We start from the raw sequence: 25453 nt of genomic DNA, 5'->3' as shown, positions 1-25453 counted from the left end.
GAAGGGCCGCCCACAGTGTGAGCGGCCCTTCTTTGTGGCCGATTAAAATCGGGCCGGCTTAATAAAAAGCAAAGCCGCTCGGCAGAATGCCCACCTCGGCCGAGTCGAGTGGGGCGCCGCCTTTCTGGTAGGTCACCATGCGGCCCGGGCCGTTGAACGACAGTGCCACCCCGGTGTAGAGAACGTCGCTGTCGGGGTCCACCTCCAGGCTGTAGAAGTCGCGGTTGATAAAGGGCGTGGTGGGCAGCGCCGCATCAGTGGGAGCCAAGCGGAACACGCCGTTTCCCGTTTTCAGGTAGAGTGCCGTACCGTTGGCATTGCGCCGGATGCGGCTGCCGTACCCCGGCGTGAAACCGAGTTCCCGCTTACGTACCGTGTAGGGCGCAGTAGGTGCAAAGTCACTTACGCTGCCCTTCACCGAAAGTGCAGGATCGGTATAGTCCGTCTGCCCATTGGCGAGTACCCACACGTGGCCATCGGCGCCCAGCACCAGGCTGGCCGGGTTTACGCCTACTGATATGGTGGTTTCCACTTCATCGGTCGCCGTATTGATAACCGTCAGGGTGTTGCCCTCCGAATTGGCCACGAAGAGGCGGCCGTTTACCAGGAGCATTTCCTCAGGGAGCTTGCCCACAGGTATGGTTTTCGTGACCTTATTGGTTTTCAAATCTACCACGGCCACCCGGCCAAGAACTGCCGCCGGGAAGGGCGAGGCCACCCACTCCGTCACGTAGGCTTTGTCGGCAGAAGCGGCCAGCAGGTAGCGTGGTTGCTGCAGGGGCTCGGCAATGGTACCTACGCTCTTAAAATCGGGCAGCGACACCACTTCAATCTTGCTGTTGTTGTTGGCCACGATGTAGCCCCGCTCTCCCACAATGGTCATCGACGTAGCTACATCTGCCAGCAGCTCCCGGCCGTTGGCGGCTTTAAATACATCCAGGGCCTTGATTTCGCCGCTGATCTTATCGTACAGGCTCACGCTGCCATTGGGCGTATTGAAGTTGCCTTCATTGACGATGTACACATTGGTGTTCCGGCCATCCGGCACCGGATCCTGCTTGGAGTCGGGGTCGCAGGCCGAGAAAAGCAGGGCTGAGCCGAAAGCCAGGGCTACGATACGTCGCCGAAAAAGCTGGTTAAGGAGAGAAGAAAACATAGAGTAAGAAAAAAGTGAAAGATTAAAGACGAGGGAAGCATTGCCTTTAGCGCCACGTCAGGCGCAGGCTGATTTGCACTGCACGCGGGGGCTGGGCGCGGTACAGGTAGCTTTGGTAGGATTGGTTGGTGAGGTTGCGAACCTGAGCCAGCAGGGTGAGAGCCGCGGGCTGCCCCGCCAGTTGGGGCCAGGTATAGCCTAGGTTGGCGTCGAGTAGAGTGTAGGAAGGCAGGAAGCTGGGACCCGTGTCCTCGGTGTAGCGGTAGCCGGTGAACGTAGCTGTACCGCCGGCCTGCCAGCGGTGCCATCGGCCATCAGCACTCAGGGCAGCCGTGTGCAAGGGCACATAGAGCAGTTGGCGGTCCGTTATCGTGGCGCCGCTCACGTCGTCCTGGGATTTGTAGGCGCGGGTGTAGGCATACGCTGCGCGGGCTTGCCAGAAGGTAGCGGTGGCGCGCCACTGCAGCGAGGACGATGCCTCCAGGCCCTGGGTTTTTACTTGCCGCAGGTTGCGGGGACTCACAAACGATTCTCCCGGCTTGGGCCACCACATCACCCAGTTGTCCACGCGCTGGCGGTAGGCAGTCAGCTCGGTGTGCCAGGTTAGCTTTGGTTGGGTAGGGGCCTGCCAGCTATGGTGCAGGCCCAGCTCGTAGCCCTGGCTGGTTTCGGGGCGGAGGTTTGGGTCGCCGCCGGGCTGGTAGTAGCGTTCATTGAGGGTAGGAGCGCGGTACCCGCGGGCCGCGCTTACTTTCACGAGCAGCTGCTGGGTGCTGGTGCGCAGGGTTTGCCACTCCAGTCCCAGTACCGGCGTGAGTGGCACCTGGCGCCCGGGTAGCATTGCTTGCCGTACCGTAGCCGACAGCCGCAGCCGGGCCGTGGGGTCATAGCGCAGCAAGCCAAATCCGGCAAAACGGTTTTCGCTCACAAAGCCTCCGTAGTCCGTCATGCGCACCGCAAAGTGCTGAGCTTCGGCCCCCAGGCGCAGGCTTGCCGATGTGCCCAGACGCACCGTGTGGCTGGCTTGAGCCTGCGTGGTATGCACGCGGGAATCACTGCGGAAAGCATCCGTAGCGTAGTTCAGAATGTCCTCAAACCAAGCCACCCGCACGCTGGACTGCTGGCGCATACCCGTGTGTTCGTATCCCAGGAGCAGGCGGGTGCTCTGGTCGAGTTGACGGGCGTGGTCGTTTTGGGTCCCAATGGCCGGCTGGATCTGGCGGTCGGCTTTGGTGAGCCACGCCGCTGCCTGCACCTGGCCGTTTTGGCCTACGCGCCAGGCAATATCCTGGGCAAGGCTGCCCTGCCAGAAAGCGGCATTGGTTTGGCGCGGCCGGCCTCCGCCGGGGAAATCATACGGAAAGTTGTTTTGGGCGGCGCGGTAGGAGGCGCTGATGCGCAGGGCCAGCCGTTGATTGCTGAACCCGGCCTGCAAGCTGCCGGCACCCAGGCCAAAGCTGCCGACTTCTATCTGCGCTGCCCCGCGAAAACCCTGCCGCCAGCTCACCGGCGACGAGAGCAGCACGGTACCGCCAATAGCTCCGGAGCCATACAGACCACTGGCTGGGCCGGGCTGCACTTCTACCTGCTGTACCCCACTGAGGGGCAGCAGGGTAAAATCGTTCTGCCCCAGCGTGGGCAGCATCACATTAAAGCCGTTCCAAAGGATAGCCGTATGCTGGGCCGAGGTGCCCCGCATGGTGCTGGAGCTCAGCTGCCCGGGGCCGTAGCTTTTCAGGTAAAGCGGTGTTCGGGCGGCCAAGACATCGGCCAGGCTGCCCGAACGATACAGCGCCAATGTGGTCGAATCGAGGGTGAGTACGCGGGTGCCGACGGCGTACTGGCGTGGGCGCTCTACTTCTACCCGCACCATGGGCAGCACCTGCACCGAGTCGGGGGACAGGGGCTGTTGCGCCAACGCCGCCGGCAGCGCGAAAAGCCCGCTGCCCAGGGCCAGGCCAACCCGGTAGAGCCGCCACCGGGGATTTGTAGCACATGACATTCGAACCAAAATTTCCGGATTAGGAAAAGTCAGTTCAAAACTTTGGGCGGGCCGGAAGCACATGCTTCACTGCTACCCAAAGCCGAGGCCGAAAACAGAAAACAGCTGCCAAAGCAGCCACTGCAATCATTCTCCGCCCTTCCTCCGAGGGCGCTGAACAAGGAAAATGTAATGGCAGGTCTCCTGGCTTGCTTCTGGGGGCACCGCCTTCCCATTCCTTTGGCTGCCGCCTGAAAAGCAGTCAGCCTGAGAACAGTGGCCTAGTGGCGCACCCAACTCGTGAAGCGTACAGTTGCGGGGACAGCTCCGGAATTGAACCGGATTCCCTTTTCAGCCTTGCTCCTTGTACAAAGAGGTTCGGCCACCGTTACGGGGCAAAGATACGCGCCTATTCTGAATAGCCACAGCCAACCCGCTTTGGTCTCGTATAGGCAGGCATGATCCTACCCCTGTCTTACTACCAGCAGCCCGACGTCGTAGCCTTGGCCCGTGACCTGATCGGCAAGTACGTTTTCACTTGTTTTGACGGGCAACTGACGGGCGGCCGCATTGTAGAGACGGAGGCCTATGCTCACGTAAATGACCAGGCCTGTCATTCGCACCTGGGGCGCTTCACTTCCCGCACGCGCATCATGTATGAGGCCGGCGGCGTCGCCTACGTGTACCTGATTTACGGCCGCTATGTCTTGTTTAACCTCGTAACCAACGTAGCCGGCAAGGCCGATGCCGTGCTGATTCGGGGAATTGAGCCCACGGAGGGAGTGCCGGAAATGCTGCTACGGCGGGGGCTGGCCGCTGTACAGCGCAACCTGACCGGCGGGCCGGGCCTGCTCACCCAGGCACTGGGCATCAGCACCAAGCACTACGGCCTGCCGCTCACCGGCCCCAACATCTGGCTGGAAGACCGGGCCGAGTTAGTGGCCGACGAGCAGGTAGTGGCTTCCCCCCGGGTGGGCATCGACTATGCCGGCGAGGATGCTGCGCTGCCCTGGCGGTTTCGCCTGCGCGGCAGCGCCTGGACTAGCCCGGCGAAGTAAGCTGGGCGAAAAATAGGGCGTGCAGCCCGGTTCACAGCTTTTCGCACACGAGTACCATGAGCCGCCCTTCCAGGTTGGTGGTAGCAAACAGGTACAAATCACCACCCTCCCGGATGCCCGTGCGCTGCCGGAAATCCGCCACGGAGTCGGGGAAGTTGCGGGTAGTCACGTGGGCGCGGCCATCAGAGCCCAGATGGGCTTTCAGGGCTGCTGCCTCATACTTTTCTACGGCCCGAATCCGGAAGATGCGGCCGGGGAAGTCGGCGCGCAACACGTCGGAGGTATACAGGTGGCTATGCTGCTGCAGCTTGAGCAGCTCGAAGGCGGTGCCCACGCTCCGGAAGCCGCCAGCCTTCAGCACGGCGCTGTTTGGCTCGTACAGGTACTGCTGAGGCTCGGCGTAACGCGGTATGGCCCGGGCCTCGCGGGCCCGATTCAGGCGAAACTCCTGCTGGGTTCCGTCGCGCTTCAGGTTGATGGTCAGCCGCTCCGGGTCAACAGCCGCCTCCTGGCCCAGTTCGTAGAGCACTTCCTTACATTCGTTGTCGACGGCCAGTACCCACAGCCGCCGCACGTGCTTGAGCTCCTGCACGGCCTGCTCAATATCAAGCATGGGGGAGGTTTTCAGGAGCACCCGTTTGCTTTTGTGCAAAAGCAGGGGCAGAATTCGTACTACGTCGGGCTCACAGTCCTGCAGCCGGTAGATTTTGCGGGCCGCATTGTCGCGGCGGGCAGGGTCCAGGTACAGCCAGTCAAACGTCAGGTCCGTATTTTTCAGGAAGCTGACGGCATCCGTGGCATGTATCCGAACGTTGTCAATGCCTAAGTGTCGCAGGTTGTACTCAACCACCCCTGCCAGCTGGGCACTGCGCTCCACGTAATGCACCTCGGCTATTTGCCGGGCAAAGAAGCTCGTGTCCACGCCGAAGCCGCCCGTAAGATCGGCCAACCTTTCACCGCTGACCAGGGAGGCCTTGAAAGCCGCTGTACGGTCGGAGGAGGCCTGCTCTACCGATAGGGCGGGCGGAAAGATCAGGTCAATATCGTCGGCCCAGGCTGGGAGCTTGGTGCGGGCCTTTTGCCGGGCCTGGATCTGGCGGACCAGTTCCGGGACGGGCAGGCTGGGGTGACGACGGGCCTGCAGAGCCAGCTGAGCCGGGTCGTCGTGCAGGTGCCGGGCTATATAGGTGCGGGCTGCATCCGACAACCCCGCAAAATCGGGTGTAATATTCACAGGCAAAAAAATAGCCCACCCGGCTGGGGTGGGCACCAGACCAAGGTTTCTGCCTGATTCGCAGAAAACTCGGCGGCTAAGTTACGTTACTGCAGCGACCAGCGCAGCACCAGCTGCGGTCGGCCACCTAGTGCCGCTACTCCTACGTTTGTGGGCAATACCTGTTGCCAGGACTGCGCATGCGCCGAGGGCAGGTTAGCATTGTGCGCCTCCAGGGCCCGCCGAAAGTGCCAGTTGGTGTTGCGGTTGATCAGGATATTGGCCAGCAGGCTGACGGCAGCTACGCCGATAGCGCCTTTCTGCGTGTCATTGAAGTACTGCTGCTCATCCTTGGCCAGTACTTGCTGACCATATACCCCAATAGCTCCCAAAAGCACCGCCCGCTCACCTAGGTACAGCCACTTTTGCCGGCGGTAGTTGTTCAGGTACTCTTCGGCCTGGGCGTTGCCAGCCAGGTAAGGACGCAGCCGCTGGCCGAAGAAACCGGCATCCCGGTACTCCTTTTCGCCTTCTACCTGAAAGAAAAAGTTTTTCTGGGGACCATTGTACTCCCGGTCCTGGTCTTCAGGGCTGAGCTGCAGGGGAGTGCCCGACTGTGCCCACACGCCGGAAACCGACAAGGCAAGCAACAGAAACAAAGCCGTGAGGAAGCGCGAGGTGTGTGTGGTTGTGGAGAGCATGGTACAAATTTAAGAATAAGCACAAGACTATGTATACTGTGCCGCCGTTAAATATTTGTTTCGACGCCAACAGCTGCTCATTCACTTGCGTTCAATGCATGAAAAATATTTTAGAAAAATATAATAAAATTTATTTACGCTATTATTATACTTTTCGGTGAACGGTAGGCATAGCCACCAGCATACGCTCCATAATAAGGCGGCTGATTGCCGACGTGCTAACGGCTACGCGCCGGAAAAAGTGTAGGCAGCCCGAAAGTTGACCAAAATACCGCTTCGACTACTAGCTGCTGGTTCTGGTTTCGCCGCACAACTCCCTAACAATTTGGTTACCTTTGCGGTTGATTCGCAAACTTTCTCTGCATCATGGTGGATACCAAAACCACGGCTTTCGTTCCGTACAAAGTAAAAGACATGTCGCTGGCCGAATGGGGCCGCAAGGAAATCCGTTTGGCCGAAGCTGAAATGCCTGGTCTGATGGCCTTGCGCGCCGAGTATGGCGCCAGCAAGCCGCTGGCCGGAGCGCGCATTGCCGGCTGTCTGCACATGACCATTCAAACGGCCGTCCTCATCGAGACGCTCAAAGAGCTCGGCGCCGATGTTACGTGGTCGTCGTGCAATATTTTCTCCACCCAGGACCATGCCGCCGCCGCCATTGCCGCCGCCGGTATTCCTGTGTATGCCTGGAAAGGCATGAACGAGGAAGAGTTCAACTGGTGCATTGAGCAAACCCTGTGGTTTGGTCCGGAGCGTCAGCCCCTGAACATGATTCTGGACGATGGCGGAGACCTCACCAACATGGTGCTGAACCAGTACCCCGAGCTGGCTCCCGGCATCAAAGGCATTTCCGAGGAAACCACCACGGGCGTGCTGCGCCTGCTGGACCGTGTGAAAGCCGGCACGTTGCCCATGCCTGCCTTCAACATCAACGACTCCGTGACTAAGTCGAAGTTCGACAACAAGTACGGCTGCAAAGAGTCGGCAGTAGATGCTATCCGCCGCGCTACCGACGTAATGATGGCCGGTAAAATTGCCGTGGTAGCCGGTTACGGCGACGTAGGAAAAGGCACGGCTGCTTCCCTGCGTGGGGCCGGTGCCCGCGTTATCGTTACGGAAATTGACCCCATCTGCGCTCTGCAGGCTGCCATGGATGGCTACGCCGTGAAGAAGATGGAAAACGCTATCAAAGAAGCCGACATCGTGGTAACGGCCACCGGCAACTGCGACATCATCACGGAGGAGCACTTCCGTGCTCTGAAGGACAAAGCCATTGTCTGCAACATCGGCCACTTCGACGATGAAATTGACATGGCTTGGCTCAACAAGAACTACGGCCATACCAAGGACACCGTGAAGCCCCAGGTTGACCTCTACACCATTGAGGGCAAAGAGGTGATTATCCTGGCGGAGGGTCGCCTCGTGAACTTGGGCTGCGCCACCGGCCACCCCTCGTTTGTGATGTCGAACTCCTTCACCAACCAGACGCTGGCTCAGCTGGAGCTGTGGCAGAACGCCGATAAGTACGAAAACCAGGTGTACACCCTGCCCAAGCACCTCGACGAAAAGGTAGCCCGCCTGCACCTCGCCAAAATTGGGGTGGAGCTGGATGAGCTGAAGCCCAAGCAAGCCAGCTACATCGGGGTAGACGCGCAGGGTCCTTTCAAATCGGACCTGTACCGCTACTAAGCGACTACGCCATCTGGCCTAACGTGAAAACCCGCCCGGCACTGTGCCGGGCGGGTTTTTATTGTTCAACCGAAAACCAAGGAATACTCAGGCGGCTAGGGAAAAACTACGCGTGTACGCTGCGTGAGACAATAAGTCAAGCCGCAAAAAACGGCTGGCCCACCATCCGTTCTGACTCTTGCCAGAGCCGTTGCACATTTGCCGGAGTATTGAAGGCCGACTTTACGGGCGCCGGCCGCTTTTTTACAAAATAGCCCCCACTGGTGCCGGCCACTTCCGGCGCCGTGGCCAGGTAAATGCTGGTTTGAGCTCCGTCCTCAGAAGTCGTCATGAACGGGGACGCCACCTTGTAGAATGCCCGCGTAAGCCAGGTAGAGTTGCTGCCGAAGTTGCTGGCCACTACGCCCGGGTGCAGGCTGTTGGTGCTCACGTTGGTAATACCGCGCTGCCGCAGCTGCCGAGCCAGCTCCTGGGTAAACAGGATGTTAAACAGCTTAGAGTTGGCGTAAGCCCGCATAGGTGAGTACTGCCGGGTGGCATTCAGGTCGTCCAGGTTGGGGCGGGCAAACTGGTGCGCCACGGAGGCCACGTTGACGATGCGCGCCGCCGGGCTCTGACGAAGCTTATCGAGGAGCAGACTGGTGAGCAAAAACGGCCCCAGGTGGTTGGTAGCCAGCGTCATTTCGTACCCATCGGCGGAGGTTTCGCGCTCTGCGCCGAACACCAGCCCGGCGTTGTTTACCAGCACATCCAGGCGGGCGTATCGCTGGTTGAACTCTGCGGCCGCCCGCCGCACCTGTGCCAGGTCCGATAGGTCGCAAAGCAGTACGTCGGTGCGGCTACCCGGGGGCGCAATTTCTTGTAGCTGCTGCTGGGTGCGGGCGGCTTTGGTGGCGTTGCGGGCCAGCAGCACTACGTGGTAGCCCTGCCGGATCAGCGCCCGGGCAGTTACTTCGCCGATACCTGAGGTAGCACCGGTAACAAGGGCAATGGGAGGAGAAACTTCGCTCATGCGTAATTCAGAAGTAAGAGCTGACAGACGAACCGCTATACGAAGGCGGCAGGGCAGCGTTAAAAATAGCCTCGGTCAGTGGCTTACTTGCAGGCGCAGGGTAGCGGATGCTTTACCGGCTTGTTTTACGCGCACCAGGTAAAGACCATTAGGTAAATCATCCACCGGCAGGGCCAGGGACGCAGTGAAAACAAGGTAGGAGCGAAGAAGTTGGCCTTGTTTCGTGTAGAGGCTTACCTCTCGGGCGCCGCTTTCAGCCAGAGTAAGTGTAGCGGTGGTGCTGGCTGGATTGGGGTACAGGCCGGGCGCGGCGGCTTGAGCTTCTATGAGGTCGGAGCGAAGAGAAGCAGTCGATTCGTCCACCACCGCATAGGGCGCGAAGCTCTCAACCTGTGCGGTATAGAACGCCCGAAGCCGCTGCCGGTCGTAGCGCAGGCGCATACTGTCGCCAGCGGGCGAAAGCAGCTGCGGGAAGCGGCCCTGCCATACTGCCTCGCTTAGGGCGCGCATCTGCCGGTAGCCGGTGCCCAGGCCCTGCACCTGGCCCCGCCCGATGCGCACGGCGTGGATCCGGTAGCCGTCCTCGGGCTGGTTTTCCACCAGGTAGTATAAGCCCCGGTATCGGAAAGCCCGGGCCGCAAACCAGCTGTGGTCGGAGGAGTCGGTTTGCACCCAAAAGGTAGTGACCCCGGTAGCCGGTGCGTAGCGCAGCCGTAGCGCCAGGGTATCTTGGCCCAGCAGCAGTGGGGCTGGCCCCAGTACACGGGCCATGTTCACCGGGCGGGGTAGCTCAAAGGCTTCAAACACGGCCACGGGCTCTTCACAGCCCGTCAGAACCGCCGCCAGCGGAAGCAACAGCAGAACACGCATACGTAACGGTTAAATAAAGCAGCAGATACTGCTAATACCTGTGTCCCGCGTAAGGTAACCTGACGGCGAAGGCGGAGCCGGGCCAGCCAAGGCGGGGCAAGTCTATGCGCTACCTCCCCGGCAAAACCCCGATATTTGCTTGCCTATGCCTGCTGTACCGCTGTCCGTCGTCATCATCACCTTCAATGAAGAAGCCAACATTGCCCGCTGCCTGGAAGCCGTGCGCGCGGTGGCGGATGAGGTGGTGGTGGTCGACAGCTTTTCCACCGATGCCACCGTGGAAATCAGCCGGCAGTGGGGCGCACGCGTGGTGCAGCACGCTTTCGAGGGCTACGTGCAGCAGAAGAACTTTGCTACCGCCCAGGCCCGCTACGATCATGTGCTACAACTCGACGCTGATGAAGTGCTGACGGAGGAGCTGCGCCAAAGCATCCGTCAGGCCAAGCAGCACTGGCACGGGGCCGGCTACACCGTGGCGCGTCTCACCAACTACTGCGGCACCTGGGTGCGCCACGGCGGCTGGTACCCCGACCGCAAACTACGCCTCTACGACCGGCGCTTGGGGCAATGGGAGGGCCTGCTGCTGCACGAGCGGTATGAGCTGGCTATTGGTCAGCCCGCGCCCGTTCCTCTGGTCGGCGACGTGCTGCACTACTCTTATAACTCGGTGGAGCAGCACGTGCAGCAGCTTAACCGCTTTACCAGCATTGCGGCTGATGAACTGTGGCTGCGTGGTCGGCGCCAGGTATCGGTGTTTCATTTGCTGCTCAAACCCTGGTGGAAGTTCGTGCACGGGTACTTTTTGCGGCGCGGCTTCCTCGATGGGTTTGCGGGTCTGAGCATTGCCATGATTTCAGCCTGGGGCGTGTTCCTCAAATTTGCCAAGCTCAAAACCAAAGCTTCCGCATGAGCCGCACTTTCCTGATCAGTCGCACTGATGCCATTGGGGACGTGGTGCTGACCCTGCCCGTGGCCGGCCGCCTGAAGCAGTTGTTTCCGGGGTGCCGGGTGCTGCTGCTGGGCCGCACCTATACCCAGGCCGTAGCCGAGGCATGCCCCTGGATAGATGCCTTCGTGAACTTCGACGCGCTGCAGCAGCTCACCCCGGTCGCCCAGGTAGCGGCCCTGCGAAATACTCAGGCCGATACGGTACTGCACGTCTTTCCCAACCAGCAACTTGCCTGGCTGGCTCGCAAAGCGGGCATTCGGAACCGCATCGGCACCCGGAACCGGTGGTTTCACTGGCTTACCTGTACTAGCCTGGTGGCGCTCAGCCGCCGCCACTCACCCCTGCACGAAGCCCAGCTGAACCTACAGCTGCTGCGCCCCCTCGACCCAACGCGCGTAGTGCCACTGCCCGAAGTTGCTTCCCTCGTCCGGCTAACGCCAACTGTTCCGCTCCGGCCTGAACTGCAGCAACTGTTGGAAGCGCGCCAGCCCGGGCAGCTCAACCTTATTCTGCATCCCCGCAGCCGAGGCAGTGCCCGGGAGTGGGGCTTGCCCCATTTTGGCGTACTGGCGCGGTTGCTGCACCAGGCTGGCCACCGGGTATTTATTACCGGTACCGCCGCCGAGGGTGAGGAGCTGCAGGCCTGGCTCCAGACACATGCGGCTTACCTGGCCGCCAACCTGACGGGGCAGCTTGGCCTACCGGAGTTCCTGGCCTTCATTGCCGCCGCCGATGGGCTGGTGGCGGGTAGTACCGGCCCGCTCCACTTGGCCGCCGCGCTGGGCCGGCACGCGCTGGGGCTATACCCGCCCATCCGGCCCATGCACCCCGGCCGCTGGGCGCCGCTGGGCCCATACGCCCACTATTTGGTGCACGATAAACCGAATTGCCAGGACTGCCGGACGCAGCCCGCCAGCTGCGTCTGCATCAAGGCGGTGGAGCCATCAGCCGTATTGACCCAAGTAGTGCGCTGGGTTACATCTGAGGCCGCCGGCTCCCCCAGCTCTAACGTCTGCTGATGGTTACTACCCGATTCGCTGCTGCGGCCAAGCTATACCGGCAGGGACGCCTGTCGCAGTATCTGCTGCTGCTCGCCTGCCTGGCGGGCGTCACCGGGCTGCTGGCTTCGCGGGCTCTGATAGCCCTTAGTCCGCTGGTGGGCGTGGCAGCGGCACTGACTAATCCCGATCTGCGCCGGCAGTGGGCCCGTTACAAAAAGCTTCGTACCGTTTGGTTTCCGGCGCTGCTCTACGGGTTCTGGTGGGTAAGTGCTGTGTACACCTCCGATTGGACCGTGTGGCGCCACGAGGTTTACCGGCAGTTGCCCTTGTTGGGGGTGCCGCTGGCTTTTGGCCTGAGCGTACCCTTGTCCGCGCGGCAGCGGAAATGGGTAGCCGGGGGCTTTCTGGGGGGGACAGCGCTTGTTGCACTAGGCACTATAGCGCGGTACGCGCAGCAGCACACATTCACGAATGACACCTTTGGGCTGGGCCCGAGCCTGCCGTCCATCACGGGCATTTTTCACATTCACTTCAGCCTGATGCTGGCCCTGGCTGCCTTGGTGGGCGGGGTGTTCCTGTATACCCGTAAGTCGGCACCCGACTTCCAGCGCCTGCTGGCGGCCGGTGCCGTGCTAATCTGTGTTGGAGCTTTGCACATCCTCGCGTACCGTACGGGCCTGCTGGTTTTCTACGCCATCCTGTGCATCGATACATTGGTAGTACTGCTGTTCCGGCGGCGGTGGGTATTGGGCTTAGGGTTACTGCTGCTGCTATTGCTGGGGCCGCCAGCAGCCTATCATACGCTGCCTGCCGTGCGCAACCGGGTAGCGGCTACGCTCTTCGATATCGAGCAGTTTACGCTCCACCACGATATCAACAACTATTCCTTGTCGAAGCGGCTGGCCGCCTGGCACACGGCTCTGGCCCTGGTACGGCAGCAGCCGTGGGTGGGCGTGGCCCCGGCCGATGTGCGCTCAGCCATGATGGCGCAGTATGCCCAACACAGCTTTGGCCTGTTGCCCGCCAACCGGGTGATGATTCATAACCAATACCTGCATCAGCTGGTTGGGGGAGGAGTGCTGGGCCTGAGTTTGTGGCTCCTGGTGCTCTTTGGTCCGCTGTTGCAACCCGGGCGGTGGCAAAACGCGTACGTGTATCATTTCCTGCTGCTGCACGCGGTAGCCATCTTGGCCGATTCGTTGCTGGAGCTTCAGATTAGTTTTAACCTTTTTGTTTTTTGCTATGGATTTCTGTTGGTGGCTGCCGAAAGACGGTGGCTGACAGATTCTCTTGCCGAGTCCTACATGCTGGAATCGTCATAATCCGTACATTTAGCTGCTACCCGTGTCGGTGCCACCATCCACCGGCTACTGTAACTTCTTAGCACCCCATGAGCGATTCTCCCGAACGCGTTTCCAAATTATCGAAAGAAGAGAAAGACCGCCGGTTCCAGGCTGAACTGATGCCGGTAATAGACTCTTTGTACAACTTTGCGTACCGGCTCACGCTCGATGAGGACGACGCAAATGACTTGGTGCAAGAGACGTATATGAAGGCTTACCGCTTCTTCGAATACTTTGAGCCGGGAACCAACGCCAAAGCCTGGCTGTTTCGCATCCTGAAAAACTCATTCATCAACGACTTCCGTAAAAAAAGTAAACAGCCCGCCAAAGTCGACTACAGCGAAATTGAAGGCTACTACAATACGGAAGACGTGGAGGCTGAGGGCGACGTGGGAAGCACGTCGTCGGACATGCGGCAGCAGTCTGTACGTGACCTCATCGGCGACGAAGTGGCCAGCGCCCTGAACTCGCTGCCGGTGGATTTCCGCACCGTCATTATCCTGTGTGATCTGGAAGGATTCACGTACGAGGAAATGGCTAAGGTGCTGGATATTCCCATCGGTACGGTTCGTTCGCGCCTGCACCGAGCTCGTAACTTTTTGAAAGACAAACTAGAGAAATACGCGCAATCTATCGGCTACGGCAATAGTGCTGAAGCTGAGGAAGATGCTGAAGACCACGATTAACCCTCTCCCGCCTACCGACTATGGACCTAACCTCTACAAAAAAAGACCAACCGGCCGCTGACGCTAACGGCGCCGACTGTGAACGTGTGAATACCATACTGGACCAACTAGTTGAAGGCCGTGCTCCCAGCGTGGAGGACGAGGAATACTTCATAAACCATGCCGAGGATTGCTCTCCTTGCTTCGATACCATCGAAAAGCAGCAGGTGTTTATTCACTTCTTGGGGCAGCATGTGGGCCGCAAAGAGGCTCCTTCAGCCCTTTCGCATCACATCTTGGCGCGTTTGAATGTAGAAATGGCCTAATTTTGCCCCATGCAGGGGAAAATTATAGCCTTTTCCGCGCCTTCTGGCGCCGGTAAAACCACCATTGTGCACCGAATGCTGGAACGCATTCCGGAGCTAAGCTTTTCTATTTCAGCGTGTACGCGTGACCGGCGCGGCCGCAGTGAGACCAATGGAAAAGATTATCACTTCATCTCCGTACAAGAGTTTCAGGACAAAATCCGTCACGACGAATTCGTGGAATGGGAGGAAGTGTACGAGGGAGCCTTTTATGGTACGCTTAAGTCGGAGATAGAGCGCATCTGGGAAAGCGGCAAACACGCTGTGCTGGACGTAGATGTGAAAGGCGGGCTCAGCATTAAGGAGTTCTACAAAGACCGGGCGCTAGCTGTATTTGTGAAGCCTCCTTCACTGGAAATACTCGAACAGCGCCTGCGGGCCCGGGCTACCGACTCGGCCGCTAGCATATCGTCTCGGCTTTATAAGGCCAATTTCGAGCTGGCATTTGAAGACCGGTTTGATGAGGTTATTGTGAACGACGACTTAGATACGGCTACGGCACAGGCCGAAAAGCTCGTACGGGACTTCATCCAAGCTGACGCGGAGATTCTGTGAGTCGACAGAAAATTGGCTTGCTTTTCGGTTCTTTCAACCCGATTCATACCGGCCACCTCATCTTGGCCGAGCACATGGCCACCCGTACCGATCTGGACGCGGTTTGGCTTGTGGTGTCGCCGCAGAGCCCCTTTAAGGTAGGCGAAGACCTCTTACCAGAAGCGGACCGCTATGCACTGGTGGAAGCCGCTATTGCTGGGAATGACCGGCTGCGGGTGTTGGATGTTGAGTTTGGGCTGCCCAAGCCCAATTTTACCATTCATACCCTAGATGTGCTGGCTAAGCAATATCCATCGTATGAGTTTGTGGTGCTAATGGGCGGAGACAACCTCCCGGGGCTGCCGCGCTGGAAAGACGCAAACCGAATTCTGACCGAGTATGCTCTTTACGTTTATCCCCGCCCGGGGAGCCCAGCGCCGGCAGATGTGCCTACCGCCGTCACGATTGTAGAAGCGCCACTGCTGGACATTTCAGCCACTTTCATTCGCGCTTCCGTGCGTTCGGGCAAGTCTATCCGGTACTTGGTGCCCGCTGCCGTTGAAGAAATCATACGCAACAACCGTTACTGGCAGCAAAGCCAGTAACCCGTACCAAACAAATGTCCCCACCAAGCGCGCTTGGTGGGGACATTTGTTTGGTACACGGAGCACCATCAGATGGTCATAATTTCAGCTTCTTTCTTGCTGACCAGATCATCTACTTTCACAATGTAGCTGTCGGTTGCTTTCTGTACCTTGGCTTCGGCGTCCTTGATAGCATCTTCCGAAGCGCCGTCTTTCAGCAGCTTGCGGAGCGCATCGTTGACATCCTTCCGAATGCCGCGAATCCGCACCTTCCCGCTTTCCGATTCGGACTTCACTTGCTTTACCAGGTCGCGGCGGCGCTCTTCCGTCATGGGCGGAATGTTGAGGCGCACCCCTTCGGCATCCGACTGCGGGTTCAGGCCCAGGTCACTGTTTTTAATGGCCTTCACAATCTCCCCCAGCATATTCTTTTCCCACGGCTTGATGAACAGCGTGCGGGCATCGGGGGTGGCAATGTTGGCTACCTGGCTTACGGGAGTGGGCGTGCCATAGTAATCTACGCGCAGGCCTTCAAGCATGGCCGGTGAGGCCTTGCCCGCGCGGATACGGCTTAGTTCCAGGCTTGTGTGCTGGAGGGCTTTGCCCATGGACTCCTCTGCTTCGTCCAGGTAGAATTTAATTTCTTCGTCCATTTGATCTGTTAGCTGAATGGTTAAATGGCTAAGTGAGAAAGTTGGTTGAATTTCCGGAAGGAAAGCTACATGGCAACCATTTAACCATTCAGCCATGTAGCTGGTAGCAGCTTAGGCCTCGGTGGTAGGTTGCAACGTGCTGGGTTGAGCGTCAAATTTAGGGGCTGGGGCCGTACCCATCTTCACCAGCGTGCCCACCGTTTCACCCGCAATCAGGCGCTGCAGGTTACCTCCCTTGTTCATATCAAATACGATAATGGGCAGGTTATTCTCCTTGCAAAGCGTGAAGGCCGTCATGTCCATCACGTTCAGGTTCTTCTCCATTACCTCCTCGAAGGTAATTTCGGGGTAGCGCACGGCCGTGGGGTCTTTCTCCGGGTCGGCGGTATAAATACCATCCACGCGGGTGCCTTTCAGGACGACGTCGGCTTCAATCTCAATAGCTCGCAGCGAGGCTGCCGAGTCGGTAGTGAAGTAAGGGGAACCGATGCCGGCCCCAAAAATCACAACGCGGCCCTTTTCCAGGTGGCGGAGGGCCCGGCGACGAATGTACGGCTCGCAAACCCGCTGAATGGTAACCCCGGATAGCAAACGGGTGTTTACGTTGAGCTTTTCCAGAGCGCTCTGTAGGGCCATGGAGTTGATGACGGTAGCCAGCATGCCCATATAGTCGCCCTGCACCCGGTCAAGGCCAAAGGCTTCGGCCTGTACTCCCCGAAAAATATTGCCGCCGCCAATCACCACGGCCACCTGCGTGCCCGTGGCGGCCGCGGCCTTAATTTCCTCAGCGTACTGCATCAACCGCTCGGCATCAATACCATACTGCTGATTGCCCATCAGCGCCTCGCCACTGAGCTTGAGAAGGATTCGGGTATACTTCAAAACGGAAGAAATTTGCGTGAGAAAAAGACAGCCGCAAAACCAGATGGTTGGTGCGCTAGCTGAATTGGATAAGAATCTGACCTTTGGTGACGTTGTCGCGCAGCTGCACTTTCACATCCGTTACTACCCCATCAGCCGGCGACTTCAAAATGTTCTCCATCTTCATGGCTTCCAGTACCAGCAGTGCGTCTCCCTTCTGTACGGCTTGGCCGGGCTGCACCCGGATGTCTACGATGAGACCCGGCATGGGCGCCTTCAGTTGGTTTATTTTCTGCGCTGCCGCCGCACCCAAGCCCAGCTTGTCCAGCAAAAGCTGAAACCGGTCTTTGGCTTGCAGTTGCATCGGCTGACCGTTGATCTTCAGCTCAACTAGCTTGTTTGTGTAGTCGATATGTACAACCTCCGCCGAAAAAGAACGTCCTTCGTGCAGGAGATGATACTGCCCGTTGCCCAGCGTAGTAATATCCCAGGTAAACGGCTGATCTTGAACAGTAATGGCGTCGGGGCGGAAATCAACCTCCCATACCTGGCCAGAATTGGCAGTAATTTGAAGCATCTTGGGCGGGGTGAGACGGGCGGAAAGGGGCCTAAAGATAGGCCAAATCTCAAACTAATTTCTGAAATTGAGCCACATTACCCTATTGCCACCCGCATGAAATACCCGGTTCTCGGCACCCTTACTTTACTACTCGCACTGCAGGTGGGGGCACTGGCCCAGAACGTCAGGCCAAGCCAAGGGACGGTACCAAAAGCCAGTACGCGCAAAAAAGCCCCGGCTAGCTCGGAGTCCGTTACAGCTACCGAAACCTCGACCGTAGTTATTCCGTCGTGGCTCCCATCCTCGGGTCCCCAGCAGCCGGCTGCCACCCTGCTGCACGACTTGCAGCATACTGTACTTGATTTGCGGTTTGACTGGGCCAAGCAGCAAGTAATTGGCACTGCTACGCTAACGGTACGTCCGCACTTCCAGTCGCAAAGTCAGCTGGTACTCGATGCCAAAGGCTTCGATATCCGCAACATTCGCCTGCTGCTGGGCAATGGTAAAGAAAAGGCCCTCACCTACGGTTACGACAAACGGCAGCTCGTCGTAAACCTAGACCGGAGCTACGCCCGCACCGAAACCTATCAGGTGCGCATTGCTTACGTAGCCAAGCCCAATGAGCTGCCCGCGGGTGGATCAGCGGCCATAACCAGCGACAAGGGTTTGTTTTTTATCAACCCGCTGGGTACGGAGAAAGGTAAGCCCCGCCAGATCTGGACCCAGGGCGAGACGGAAAACAACTCCGCTTGGTTTCCGACCATTGATAAGCCCAACCAGCGCATGACGCAGGAAATACGGCTGACGGTGGATGGGCAGTACAAGACCCTCTCAAACGGGTTGTTGGTAGCGTCGAAAAATAATGCCGATGGCACGCGCACCGACACGTGGAAGCAGGCCTTGCCGGCGGCTCCTTACCTGACTATGATTGCCGTGGGCGACTTTGCCGTGGTGAAAGACACGTGGCGGGGTAAAGCGGTGGACTACTACGTGGAGCCCAAGTTTGCTGGTACTGCGAAGGCGGTGTTTGGCAACACCCCACAGATGCTGGACTTCTTCTCCAAAAAATTCGGGGTGGAATATCCCTGGGAAAAGTACGCGCAGATTGCCGTACGGGACTATGTTTCGGGTGCTATGGAGAATACCTCGGCCGTAGTACACGGTGAGGGAATACAGGCTACCCGCCGGGAACTGCTCGATCAGAACTTTGACTGGGTAATTGCGCATGAGGTAGTGCACCACTGGTTCGGCAACTACGTGACGTGCGAGTCCTGGGCCAATCTGCCGCTGAACGAGTCTTTTGCTGACTACGGGGAGTTTCTCTGGACGGAATATAAGTATGGGGCCGATGCGGCGGCTATGGTGCAGCAGACTTCCCTCAACCACTACCTCCAGGAGGCGGAAGATAAGCGCGTACCCCTGATTCGCTACACCTACCGGGACAAGGAGGATATGTTCGACCGCCACTCCTATCAGAAAGGGGGGCGCGTGTTGCATATGCTGCGGAAATACGTTGGTGACGAAGCTTTCTACTTAGCCCTGAATCAGTATCTAACCCGCAATAAGTACACGGCCGTGGAGGTAGACGAGTTGCGTATGGTATTTGAGGAAGTGACCGGCGAGGACCTGAAGTGGTTTTTCGACCAGTGGTTTCTGCAGCGTGGCCATCCGGAACTGCGCATCACGCACAGCTACAACAATGGCCAAGTGAGTTTGCGGGTGCAGCAGCAGCAGGACACTGTTTATACTCCTGTGTACCGGTTGCCGGTGGCGGTGGCTGTGTGGGGTAACAGTAATCAGCCAACGATTCATAACATTACCGTCACCAAAGCCGATCAGCAATTTGTGTTTTCTTCCTCGCAGCGACCAAACCTGGTTAAGTTCGATGATGAAGCACAACTATTGGCCAAAATTGATGAGGAACTCTCCCAGGAAGAGTTGCTTTACCAATTTCAACACGCCCGAAATTATTTGCAGAAATACCAAGCAATAGATGGCTTACGCACCAAAGTAGGGGACCTTACCGTTTCGGCCATGCTGCGTAACGCCCTCAACGATAAGTTCTGGGGGGTACGGGTAGCGGCCGTAGAAGCGCTGAAACGCTATAAAGGAGCAGAAGGCGGCGCTGTGAGAAAGGAAATTCAGCGCGTTGCCACCACCGATACCCGCAGCGAGGTCCGTGCCGCTGCCATCACAACCCTCAACTCATTCAGTAATGAGGATTTTGGCAGCGTGTACGAAGCCGCTCTAAATGACAGTTCGTACGTGGTGATTAGTGCTGCCCTGGGCGCGCTTACCCGCAACCCCACGGTCAACTCCCAAGCGAAAATTTCCTCACTCCAGGAAACGCCCAATACCCGGGTAATAACGGCCCTGGGGGGATACTACGCACTGAATGGGCACTTGGATCAATATGACTGGTTTCTGAGCCACGTGGAAACCTTGCAGGAAGCTGAACTCTATACCTTCCTGCCTAACTTCGGGCAGTTCATGCAGCGTATGCCGCCTATTGAGCGTGAGAAAGGGGTGAAGAAGCTGGAAATGCTGGCTCGAAACGCTCCTTCCTACTTGGTGCGTCTGGGCGCATACAAAGGCTTGAGTGCCCTGGCCGAGCGTAGCCAGGAGCTAAAAACAGTGTTACAGGATATTCGGGCCAAGGAAAAAGACGAAGGGCTGAAAGGCATGTACAACTTGCTGTAACATTTCGATAGGAAGAATTTCCTTCAAAATAACTGCTGTGCCTAAGCAATTGAGACGTAGCGGAATACCCCTAAACAGGAAGTCTGACGGGAAAAAATATTGCAGCAATTAGTCGGTATGGCTTGACTTGCATCTGAAAGCCATTAATTTTGCAACTCCTTTCCAAGGCCTACCACTTATAGCGGCTAAGCAGGGGAGGAGAAATAGTTTCTGCAGCCGGCAGAAACCACGCAAACTGGGGGCGTCGCATAGCGGCAATTGCGGGTGACTGTAACTCACCTCCTTCGGGTTCAAAGGTTCGAGTCCTTTCGCCCCCACAGTTTGAGACCAAGTTATCTGGCAACAGCCAAGGCTTTATAGCAGTTTGGCCTTTATTAGGAAACTTAGTCTTCATGCGGGAGTAGCTCAGTTGGTAGAGCGGCAGCCTTCCAAGCTGCAGGTCGCGGGTTCGAACCTCGTCTCCCGCTCAGTACAGCTAAAGAAAGCAGCACATAATCTGTCCGACTTTCGTTGTAACTTTGCATGCACCTAATAAGCCGTTTTAGCTCAGTGGTAGAGCACTTCCTTGGTAAGGAAGAGGTCATGGGTTCAAATCCCATAAATGGCTCACGTATTACCCGACGGCGCAGCGCGGCTGCACTGTTTGGACAGTCTGAAAAGAAAAGCGACGTGCAGTCCCCACTAAGCGGAGCTGCGTTTCGCTTTCTTTCAGTATAAGCAAGTCGCGTTTTCCTCCTCACCACAAAGTTCCTTTAATCTCCTTTACAATGGCCAAAGAAAATTTTGATCGTTCCAAGCCGCACGTGAACATCGGTACGATCGGGCACGTCGACCACGGCAAAACCACCCTGACCGCTGCTATCACCACGGTACTGGCGAACAAAGGTCTGGCCGCCAAGCGCGACTTCTCCTCGATCGACAATGCTCCTGAGGAAAAAGAGCGTGGTATCACTATCAACACCGCTCACGTAGAGTACGCTACCGAAAACCGTCACTACGCTCACGTTGACTGCCCTGGTCACGCTGACTATGTGAAGAACATGGTAACGGGTGCTGCTCAGATGGACGGCGCTATCCTCGTAGTAGCTGCTACCGACGGCCCAATGCCCCAGACGCGTGAGCACATCCTGCTCGCTCGCCAGGTAGGTGTTCCTCAGCTGGTGGTGTTCATGAACAAAGTAGACATGGTAGATGACCCCGAGCTCCTCGAGCTGGTGGAAATGGAAATCCGTGAGCTGCTGTCGTTCTATGACTTCGACGGTGACAACATCCCCGTAATCCAAGGCTCGGCACTGGGTGGCCTGAACGGCGACGCCAACTGGGTTCCCAAGATTGAGGAGCTGATGGCTGCTGTTGATAGCTACATTCCAATTCCTGCTCGTCTGACCGACCTGCCCTTCCTGATGCCCGTAGAGGACGTATTCTCTATCACGGGTCGTGGAACGGTTGCTACCGGCCGTATCGAGCGTGGTATCATCAACTCGGGTGAGCAAGTTGACATCCTCGGCATGGGTGCTGAAGGTCTGAAGTCGACCGTAACCGGTGTTGAGATGTTCCGCAAGATCCTCGACCGTGGCGAAGCTGGCGACAACGTAGGTCTGCTGCTTCGTGGTATTGAAAAAGAAGCCATCCGTCGTGGTATGGTTATCTGCAAGCCCGGCTCGGTAACGCCTCACAAAAAGTTCAAAGCTGAGGTGTACGTACTGTCGAAAGAAGAAGGTGGCCGTCACACGCCGTTCTTCAACAACTACCGTCCGCAGTTCTACCTGCGCACCACCGACGTAACGGGTATCATCACCCTGCCCGAAGGTGTTGAAATGGTAATGCCTGGCGACAACATCACCATCACGGTGGAGTTGATCAACAAAGTAGCTATGGAAAAAGGCCTGCGTTTCGCTATCCGCGAAGGTGGTCGTACCGTAGGTGCTGGTCAGGTTACTGAAATCCTCGACTAGTTTCCACTAGATCAATACAATCCGCCCTCGATTTTTTCGGGGGCGGATTTGTTTTGTCCAAGCAGTTCAGTACATTTGCAGTCCCAATCCGGCTACAGGCTGTTTTGAGACGCATCCACGGGCGTAGTTCAAGGGTAGAATAGAGGTCTCCAAAACCTTTGATGGGAGTTCGAATCTCTCCGCCCGTGCAAGTAAGCTGCTGCGGCAGCACCAAAAGTACCACCAGCCAAATCGGCGACATCATGAGCAAGCTGACGAACTATTTCCGCGAGACGACCGAGGAGATGCGCTACAAGGTAACGTGGCCGTCTTTCGAAGAGCTACAGAAGAGTGCTGGCCTAGTGCTCATCGGTTCGCTGGTATTTGCGGCTGTCGTTGGCATCATGGACATCATCTTCAAGACCGGGCTGGAAGCATTCTATAACTCTTTCCGCTAAGCGTTAATTACTGATGGGAGAGTTGAAATGGTACGTTGTCCGTTCGGTCAGCGGGCAGGAAAAAAAGGCTAAGACCTACCTCGAAACTGAGATTGGGCGTCACGGTCTTTCCGACTTGGTACCGCAGGTGCTGATTCCGGTAGAGAAGGTATTCGAAATGCGCAACGGCAAGAAGCGCGTGCGTGAGCGGAACCTGTATCCCGGTTACATCATCATTCACGCCGATTTGACCCACGGCGAAGTTGACCACATCATCACCAGTACCCCGGGTGTTATCGGCTTCCTGAGTGACAAAGAAGGCAAAGCGGCTAACCAGAACACCAAACCAGTTCCGCTGCACATTTCGGAAGTAAACCGTATCCTCGGCATCGTGGATGAAGCCGAAGAGCAGACCGCAACGCTGGAAACGCCTTTCGTGGCTGGCGAGCTGGTGAAAATTGTGGATGGTGGATTTGCCGGTATGTCGGGCACTGTTTCGGAAGTTTTCGAAGAGCGCAAGAAGCTAAACGTCATTGTCAAGATCTTCGGTCGTAGCACTCCCATGGAGCTCAGCTATACCCAGGTCGAGAAAGAGTCATAACAGAGCTTAGATCAGGAGAGCTTAGAACTTAGCAGCCCACGCCTCTAAGTTCTAAGCTCTGATTTCTAAGTTCTCTTTTCAATATCGTCGCAGGCCATTCGCTCCGGGCCAGCGGGGCTTCCACCAGGAGCAAATACATTCATCTGAGGAGGATACGAGTTACGTCGTGTCGTCCGCAGCCTTTCAATCCAAATGGCCAAGGAAATTAGAGGTTATCTGAAGCTTCAGATAAAGGGAGGCGCCGCGAACCCCGCGCCGCCGGTTGGACCTGCACTTGGTAGCAAAGGCCTTAACATCATGGAGTTCTGCAAGCAGTTCAATGCGCGCACCCAAGATAAGGCCGGCCAAGTTTGTCCTGTTCTCATCACCATGTACACCGATAAGTCGTTTGACTTCGTGGTGAAGACCCCCCCAGCGCCGGTAATGCTGAAGGAAGCCGCTAAAATTCAGAGCGGTTCGAAAGAGCCTAACCGGAACAAGGTAGGGTCGGTAACGTGGGACCAGATCCGCACTATTGCCGAAGTGAAAATGCCCGATTTGAACGCGTTCAAAATCGAGTCGGCCATGAAGCTGGTAGCTGGTACGGCCCGCAGCATGGGTATCACCATCAAGGGAGATTCTCCTTTCGCTGAATAATCTTAACGGAGAAGAATCAGATGGCACAAGTAAGCAAAAAGCGCAAGGAAGCCCTTGCTAAGCACGACCTGACCCAGGTGCGTAACCTCGTAGAGGCCGCTACTGTGGTAAAGGACATCACCTACACCAAGTTCGATGCCTCGGTTGATATCGACGTTCGTTTGGGTGTAGACCCCCGCAAAGCCGACCAAATGGTGCGTGGCGTAGCTACGCTGCCCCACGGTACCGGCAAAACGGTTCGTGTTCTGGCCCTCGTAACCCCCGACAAAGAAGCTGAGGCTACTGCTGCTGGCGCTGACTTTGTTGGTCTAGACGACTACATCTCGAAAATCGAGAAAGGCTGGACGGACATCGACGTTATCATCACGATGCCGGCTGTAATGGCTAAGGTAGGCCGCTTGGGCCGCGTATTGGGTCCCCGGGGCCTGATGCCAAACCCTAAGTCGGGCACCGTAACCACCGACGTAGCCAAGGCTGTGCAGGAAGTGAAAGCTGGTAAAATCGACTTTAAAGTTGACAAAACCGGTATCATCCACTGCTCGGTTGGTAAAGTGTCGTTCGACCCGCAGAAGCTGGCCGAAAACGCCATCGAAGTAATCCAGACGCTGAACCGTCTGAAGCCTTCGTCGGCAAAAGGCACCTACATCAAGAGCATCACGCTTTCGAGCACGATGTCGCCTGCTGTACCGGTTGACACGCAAGTAACTTCCGCCTAAGTTTTAATCAACACGACGATATGATCCGGGAAGAAAAACAAGCCCTCGTCGACGAGTTGAGCGAGAAGTTCCAATCGCACAACGCGTTCTACATCACCGATGCTTCGGGGATGTCAGTGGCGAAAATCAACGAATTCCGTCGCCTGTGCTTTAACCGCGGCCTGGAGTTCAAAGTCTACAAAAACACGTTCATCCGCAAAGCCCTCGATACCCTCGGTGGCGACACGGCGGAGATGGACGCGGCGCTGAAAGGCCAGTCGGGCGTGCTGTTCTCGCGCGAGTCGGGCAATGCTCCGGCCAAGCTCCTGAAAGACTTCTACAAGTCGCAGAACTATGCGCGTGGCGTAGAGCCCAAGCCCGTTCTGAAAGGTGCTTACATCGACGCCAGCATCTACCTGGGTTCTACTCAGCTGGAGACGCTGAGCACGCTGAAAGGCAAGAACGAACTCATCGGTGATGTTATCGGTCTGCTTCAGTCGCCTGCGAAGAATGTTATTTCTGCTCTGTCGAGCGGTGGCAACAAGCTGGCTGGTATCCTCAAAACACTTTCCGAAAAAGAAGAGGTTGCAGGCTAACCGCTGCTCATCTTTTTCCCTTTCAATTTCCTTCAACAACCCCCCTTTTTAACAATCTACAGAAATGGCAGATTTGAAAGCATTCGCCGAGCAGCTCGTTAGCCTGACGGTAAAAGAAGTAAACGAACTGGCTGGTATCCTGAAAGACGAGTATGGCATTGAGCCTGCTGCTGCTGCTCCCGTAATGGTAGCTGGTGGCGGTGGCGCAGCTGCTGAAGCTCCCGAGGAGAAGACTTCGTTCGACGTAATCCTGAAGTCGGCTGGCGCTGCTAAACTGGCTGTTGTGAAACTGGTGAAAGACCTGACCGGTCTGGGCCTGAAAGAAGCCAAAGAACTCGTTGACGGTGCTCCTAAGCCTTTGAAAGAAGGTGTAACCAAAGACGAGGCTGAAGGCCTGAAGAAGCAACTGGAAGAAGCCGGCGCTGAAGTAGAAGTTAAGTAATTTCTGCTGCCTGCTCTGACACCAGCAAATATGGAGAGGCCTGGCAACTAAGCCAGGTCTTTTCCTGTTTGTAGGCAACAACCAGCAAGGAAGTTCGTTTGCACGCCGCTTTGCGGCTTTTTGTGCCTACGGCTGCCAGAAGCGCAAGGTTATGCTTTGCGCTTTCGTGCGCCCGGAAGGGTAGCCGCTCCGCTCACGCGAGGGTGGCCCGCAGCAGCTTC

26 protein-coding genes, 4 tRNA genes and 1 riboswitch are annotated in these 25453 nt (G+C 57.1%); of the genes, 21 read left to right on the top strand and 9 right to left on the bottom strand.

What is annotated here, in order from left to right; genetic code table 11:
• Positions 1-58: 58 nt before the first annotated feature.
• Positions 59-1156, bottom strand: coding sequence for a YncE family protein (locus HER32_RS08035; RefSeq protein ID WP_168681496.1), 1098 nt, complete (start codon positions 1154-1156; stop codon positions 59-61).
• Between the two features lie 46 nt (positions 1157-1202).
• Positions 1203-3158: a TonB-dependent receptor plug domain-containing protein gene (locus tag HER32_RS08030; protein WP_168681495.1), complete on the bottom strand. Its 1956-nt coding sequence runs from the start codon at positions 3156-3158 to the stop codon at positions 1203-1205.
• Between the two features lie 155 nt (positions 3159-3313).
• Positions 3314-3542, bottom strand: a riboswitch (cobalamin riboswitch).
• A gap of 53 nt (positions 3543-3595) precedes the next feature.
• Here HER32_RS08030 and HER32_RS08025 point away from each other — a divergent pair.
• On the top strand, positions 3596-4195 hold the full coding sequence (locus tag HER32_RS08025; protein ID WP_168681494.1) for a DNA-3-methyladenine glycosylase: 600 nt from the start codon (positions 3596-3598) through the stop codon (positions 4193-4195).
• A 31-nt stretch (positions 4196-4226) separates the two neighbouring features.
• Here HER32_RS08025 and HER32_RS08020 read toward each other — a convergent pair whose 3' ends face one another.
• Complete coding sequence (locus tag HER32_RS08020; RefSeq protein ID WP_232066435.1) at positions 4227-5429, bottom strand: class I SAM-dependent methyltransferase; 1203 nt, start codon at positions 5427-5429, stop codon at positions 4227-4229.
• Between the two features lie 86 nt (positions 5430-5515).
• Entirely contained in the window at positions 5516-6109 is a 594-nt protein-coding gene (locus HER32_RS08015; protein WP_168681493.1) for a hypothetical protein, read from the bottom strand.
• Positions 6110-6475: 366 nt separating this feature from the next.
• Here HER32_RS08015 and ahcY point away from each other — a divergent pair, with 366 nt between their 5' ends.
• Positions 6476-7795, top strand: coding sequence for an adenosylhomocysteinase (ahcY, locus tag HER32_RS08010; protein WP_149069460.1), 1320 nt, complete (start codon positions 6476-6478; stop codon positions 7793-7795).
• A 136-nt stretch (positions 7796-7931) separates the two neighbouring features.
• Here ahcY and HER32_RS08005 read toward each other — a convergent pair whose 3' ends face one another.
• Both HER32_RS08005 and HER32_RS08000 read right to left on the bottom strand, forming a co-directional pair.
• Positions 7932-8807: an SDR family oxidoreductase gene (locus tag HER32_RS08005; protein ID WP_168681492.1), complete on the bottom strand. Its 876-nt coding sequence runs from the start codon at positions 8805-8807 to the stop codon at positions 7932-7934.
• A gap of 75 nt (positions 8808-8882) precedes the next feature.
• On the bottom strand, positions 8883-9677 hold the full coding sequence (locus HER32_RS08000) for a T9SS type A sorting domain-containing protein (RefSeq protein WP_168681491.1): 795 nt from the start codon (positions 9675-9677) through the stop codon (positions 8883-8885).
• Positions 9678-9822: 145 nt separating this feature from the next.
• Here HER32_RS08000 and HER32_RS07995 point away from each other — a divergent pair, with 145 nt between their 5' ends.
• The 7 genes from HER32_RS07995 (at position 9823) to nadD (ending at position 15139) form a co-directional block, all read left to right on the top strand.
• On the top strand, positions 9823-10587 hold the full coding sequence (locus HER32_RS07995; RefSeq protein WP_168681490.1) for a glycosyltransferase family 2 protein: 765 nt from the start codon (positions 9823-9825) through the stop codon (positions 10585-10587).
• The gene (locus HER32_RS07990) at positions 10584-11645 is read left to right on the top strand and encodes a glycosyltransferase family 9 protein (RefSeq protein ID WP_168681489.1); all 1062 of its coding nucleotides are present in this window, start codon (positions 10584-10586) and stop codon (positions 11643-11645) included. Before HER32_RS07995 ends, HER32_RS07990 begins: the two co-directional genes overlap by 4 nt.
• Complete coding sequence (locus HER32_RS07985; protein ID WP_168681488.1) at positions 11645-12949, top strand: O-antigen ligase family protein; 1305 nt, start codon at positions 11645-11647, stop codon at positions 12947-12949. The genes HER32_RS07990 and HER32_RS07985 overlap by 1 nt, the downstream gene beginning before the upstream one ends.
• Positions 12950-13017: 68 nt before the next feature.
• Entirely contained in the window at positions 13018-13656 is a 639-nt protein-coding gene (locus tag HER32_RS07980) for a sigma-70 family RNA polymerase sigma factor (RefSeq protein ID WP_168681487.1), read from the top strand.
• Positions 13657-13676: 20 nt separating this feature from the next.
• Positions 13677-13961, top strand: coding sequence for a hypothetical protein (locus HER32_RS07975; RefSeq protein ID WP_149069453.1), 285 nt, complete (start codon positions 13677-13679; stop codon positions 13959-13961).
• Positions 13962-13970: 9 nt separating this feature from the next.
• Positions 13971-14555 carry a guanylate kinase gene (gene gmk / locus HER32_RS07970; RefSeq protein WP_149069452.1) on the top strand — a complete coding sequence of 195 codons (585 nt, stop codon included), beginning with the start codon at positions 13971-13973 and terminating at the stop codon, positions 14553-14555.
• On the top strand, positions 14552-15139 hold the full coding sequence (gene nadD / locus HER32_RS07965; RefSeq protein ID WP_149069451.1) for a nicotinate (nicotinamide) nucleotide adenylyltransferase: 588 nt from the start codon (positions 14552-14554) through the stop codon (positions 15137-15139). Before gmk ends, nadD begins: the two co-directional genes overlap by 4 nt.
• Before the next feature lie 68 nt (positions 15140-15207).
• Here the strand turns inward: nadD and frr are convergent, their stop codons facing one another.
• The 3 genes from frr to HER32_RS07950 all read right to left on the bottom strand — a co-directional run bounded on the left by frr (position 15208) and on the right by HER32_RS07950 (position 17209).
• Positions 15208-15771 (bottom strand): ribosome recycling factor, encoded by a 564-nt coding sequence (gene frr, locus HER32_RS07960; RefSeq protein ID WP_168681486.1) that lies wholly within the window; start codon positions 15769-15771, stop codon positions 15208-15210.
• A gap of 111 nt (positions 15772-15882) precedes the next feature.
• Positions 15883-16653 (bottom strand): UMP kinase, encoded by a 771-nt coding sequence (pyrH, locus tag HER32_RS07955; protein ID WP_149069449.1) that lies wholly within the window; start codon positions 16651-16653, stop codon positions 15883-15885.
• A 55-nt stretch (positions 16654-16708) separates the two neighbouring features.
• Positions 16709-17209, bottom strand: a complete 501-nt coding sequence (locus tag HER32_RS07950; RefSeq protein WP_149069448.1) for an acetyl-CoA carboxylase biotin carboxyl carrier protein subunit — start codon at positions 17207-17209, stop codon at positions 16709-16711.
• A gap of 96 nt (positions 17210-17305) precedes the next feature.
• Between HER32_RS07950 and HER32_RS07945 the strand changes: the two genes are divergently transcribed.
• The 12 genes from HER32_RS07945 to rplL all read left to right on the top strand — a co-directional run bounded on the left by HER32_RS07945 (position 17306) and on the right by rplL (position 25232).
• Positions 17306-19891: a M1 family aminopeptidase gene (locus HER32_RS07945; RefSeq protein WP_149069447.1), complete on the top strand. Its 2586-nt coding sequence runs from the start codon at positions 17306-17308 to the stop codon at positions 19889-19891.
• 237 nt (positions 19892-20128) lie between these two features.
• A tRNA-Tyr gene (locus tag HER32_RS07940) sits at positions 20129-20208 on the top strand.
• Between the two features lie 77 nt (positions 20209-20285).
• A tRNA-Gly gene (locus HER32_RS07935) sits at positions 20286-20358 on the top strand.
• A gap of 68 nt (positions 20359-20426) precedes the next feature.
• Positions 20427-20498, top strand: a tRNA-Thr gene (locus HER32_RS07930).
• A gap of 160 nt (positions 20499-20658) precedes the next feature.
• A complete protein-coding gene (tuf, locus tag HER32_RS07925) occupies positions 20659-21846 on the top strand; it encodes an elongation factor Tu (RefSeq protein WP_149069446.1) in 1188 nt (395 codons plus the stop codon).
• A 117-nt stretch (positions 21847-21963) separates the two neighbouring features.
• Positions 21964-22034: transfer RNA gene (locus HER32_RS07920), tRNA-Trp, on the top strand.
• Positions 22008-22283, top strand: a complete 276-nt coding sequence (gene secE / locus HER32_RS07915; RefSeq protein WP_232066433.1) for a preprotein translocase subunit SecE — start codon at positions 22008-22010, stop codon at positions 22281-22283. The genes HER32_RS07920 and secE overlap by 27 nt, the downstream gene beginning before the upstream one ends.
• A gap of 13 nt (positions 22284-22296) precedes the next feature.
• On the top strand, positions 22297-22863 hold the full coding sequence (gene nusG / locus HER32_RS07910) for a transcription termination/antitermination protein NusG (protein WP_149069445.1): 567 nt from the start codon (positions 22297-22299) through the stop codon (positions 22861-22863).
• A gap of 192 nt (positions 22864-23055) precedes the next feature.
• Positions 23056-23499: a 50S ribosomal protein L11 gene (gene rplK, locus HER32_RS07905; RefSeq protein ID WP_149069444.1), complete on the top strand. Its 444-nt coding sequence runs from the start codon at positions 23056-23058 to the stop codon at positions 23497-23499.
• 20 nt (positions 23500-23519) lie between these two features.
• Positions 23520-24215 carry a 50S ribosomal protein L1 gene (gene rplA / locus HER32_RS07900; RefSeq protein WP_149069443.1) on the top strand — a complete coding sequence of 232 codons (696 nt, stop codon included), beginning with the start codon at positions 23520-23522 and terminating at the stop codon, positions 24213-24215.
• A 20-nt stretch (positions 24216-24235) separates the two neighbouring features.
• Entirely contained in the window at positions 24236-24790 is a 555-nt protein-coding gene (gene rplJ / locus HER32_RS07895) for a 50S ribosomal protein L10 (RefSeq protein WP_149069442.1), read from the top strand.
• Positions 24791-24854: 64 nt separating this feature from the next.
• A complete protein-coding gene (gene rplL, locus HER32_RS07890; protein ID WP_149069441.1) occupies positions 24855-25232 on the top strand; it encodes a 50S ribosomal protein L7/L12 in 378 nt (125 codons plus the stop codon).
• Positions 25233-25453: the final 221 nt, after the last annotated feature.

Source organism: Hymenobacter sp. BT18 (assembly GCF_012273015.1).
Taxonomy (GTDB): Bacteria; Bacteroidota; Bacteroidia; order Cytophagales; family Hymenobacteraceae; genus Hymenobacter; species Hymenobacter lutimineralis.
Note: the sequence above shows the minus strand (reverse complement) of the source record. Positions and strands in the feature narration are given on the sequence as shown.

What these genes read in the sequence shown, in the direction of transcription:
- HER32_RS08035 (WP_168681496.1), bottom strand. Translation starts at nt 1,156, where the DNA reads ATGTTTTCTTCTCTCCTTAACCAGCTTTTTCGGCGACGTATCGTAGCC.
- HER32_RS08030 (WP_168681495.1), bottom strand. Translation starts at nt 3,158, where the DNA reads ATGTCATGTGCTACAAATCCCCGGTGGCGGCTCTACCGGGTTGGCCTG.
- HER32_RS08025 (WP_168681494.1), top strand. Translation starts at nt 3,596, where the DNA reads ATGATCCTACCCCTGTCTTACTACCAGCAGCCCGACGTCGTAGCCTTG.
- HER32_RS08015 (WP_168681493.1), bottom strand. Translation starts at nt 6,109, where the DNA reads ATGCTCTCCACAACCACACACACCTCGCGCTTCCTCACGGCTTTGTTT.
- ahcY (WP_149069460.1), top strand. Translation starts at nt 6,476, where the DNA reads ATGGTGGATACCAAAACCACGGCTTTCGTTCCGTACAAAGTAAAAGAC.
- HER32_RS08005 (WP_168681492.1), bottom strand. Translation starts at nt 8,807, where the DNA reads ATGAGCGAAGTTTCTCCTCCCATTGCCCTTGTTACCGGTGCTACCTCA.
- HER32_RS08000 (WP_168681491.1), bottom strand. Translation starts at nt 9,677, where the DNA reads ATGCGTGTTCTGCTGTTGCTTCCGCTGGCGGCGGTTCTGACGGGCTGT.
- HER32_RS07995 (WP_168681490.1), top strand. Translation starts at nt 9,823, where the DNA reads ATGCCTGCTGTACCGCTGTCCGTCGTCATCATCACCTTCAATGAAGAA.
- HER32_RS07990 (WP_168681489.1), top strand. Translation starts at nt 10,584, where the DNA reads ATGAGCCGCACTTTCCTGATCAGTCGCACTGATGCCATTGGGGACGTG.
- HER32_RS07985 (WP_168681488.1), top strand. Translation starts at nt 11,645, where the DNA reads ATGGTTACTACCCGATTCGCTGCTGCGGCCAAGCTATACCGGCAGGGA.
- HER32_RS07980 (WP_168681487.1), top strand. Translation starts at nt 13,018, where the DNA reads ATGAGCGATTCTCCCGAACGCGTTTCCAAATTATCGAAAGAAGAGAAA.
- HER32_RS07975 (WP_149069453.1), top strand. Translation starts at nt 13,677, where the DNA reads ATGGACCTAACCTCTACAAAAAAAGACCAACCGGCCGCTGACGCTAAC.
- gmk (WP_149069452.1), top strand. Translation starts at nt 13,971, where the DNA reads ATGCAGGGGAAAATTATAGCCTTTTCCGCGCCTTCTGGCGCCGGTAAA.
- frr (WP_168681486.1), bottom strand. Translation starts at nt 15,771, where the DNA reads ATGGACGAAGAAATTAAATTCTACCTGGACGAAGCAGAGGAGTCCATG.
- HER32_RS07950 (WP_149069448.1), bottom strand. Translation starts at nt 17,209, where the DNA reads ATGCTTCAAATTACTGCCAATTCTGGCCAGGTATGGGAGGTTGATTTC.
- HER32_RS07945 (WP_149069447.1), top strand. Translation starts at nt 17,306, where the DNA reads ATGAAATACCCGGTTCTCGGCACCCTTACTTTACTACTCGCACTGCAG.
- tuf (WP_149069446.1), top strand. Translation starts at nt 20,659, where the DNA reads ATGGCCAAAGAAAATTTTGATCGTTCCAAGCCGCACGTGAACATCGGT.
- secE (WP_232066433.1), top strand. Translation starts at nt 22,008, where the DNA reads ATGGGAGTTCGAATCTCTCCGCCCGTGCAAGTAAGCTGCTGCGGCAGC.
- nusG (WP_149069445.1), top strand. Translation starts at nt 22,297, where the DNA reads ATGGGAGAGTTGAAATGGTACGTTGTCCGTTCGGTCAGCGGGCAGGAA.
- rplK (WP_149069444.1), top strand. Translation starts at nt 23,056, where the DNA reads ATGGCCAAGGAAATTAGAGGTTATCTGAAGCTTCAGATAAAGGGAGGC.
- rplA (WP_149069443.1), top strand. Translation starts at nt 23,520, where the DNA reads ATGGCACAAGTAAGCAAAAAGCGCAAGGAAGCCCTTGCTAAGCACGAC.
- rplJ (WP_149069442.1), top strand. Translation starts at nt 24,236, where the DNA reads ATGATCCGGGAAGAAAAACAAGCCCTCGTCGACGAGTTGAGCGAGAAG.
- rplL (WP_149069441.1), top strand. Translation starts at nt 24,855, where the DNA reads ATGGCAGATTTGAAAGCATTCGCCGAGCAGCTCGTTAGCCTGACGGTA.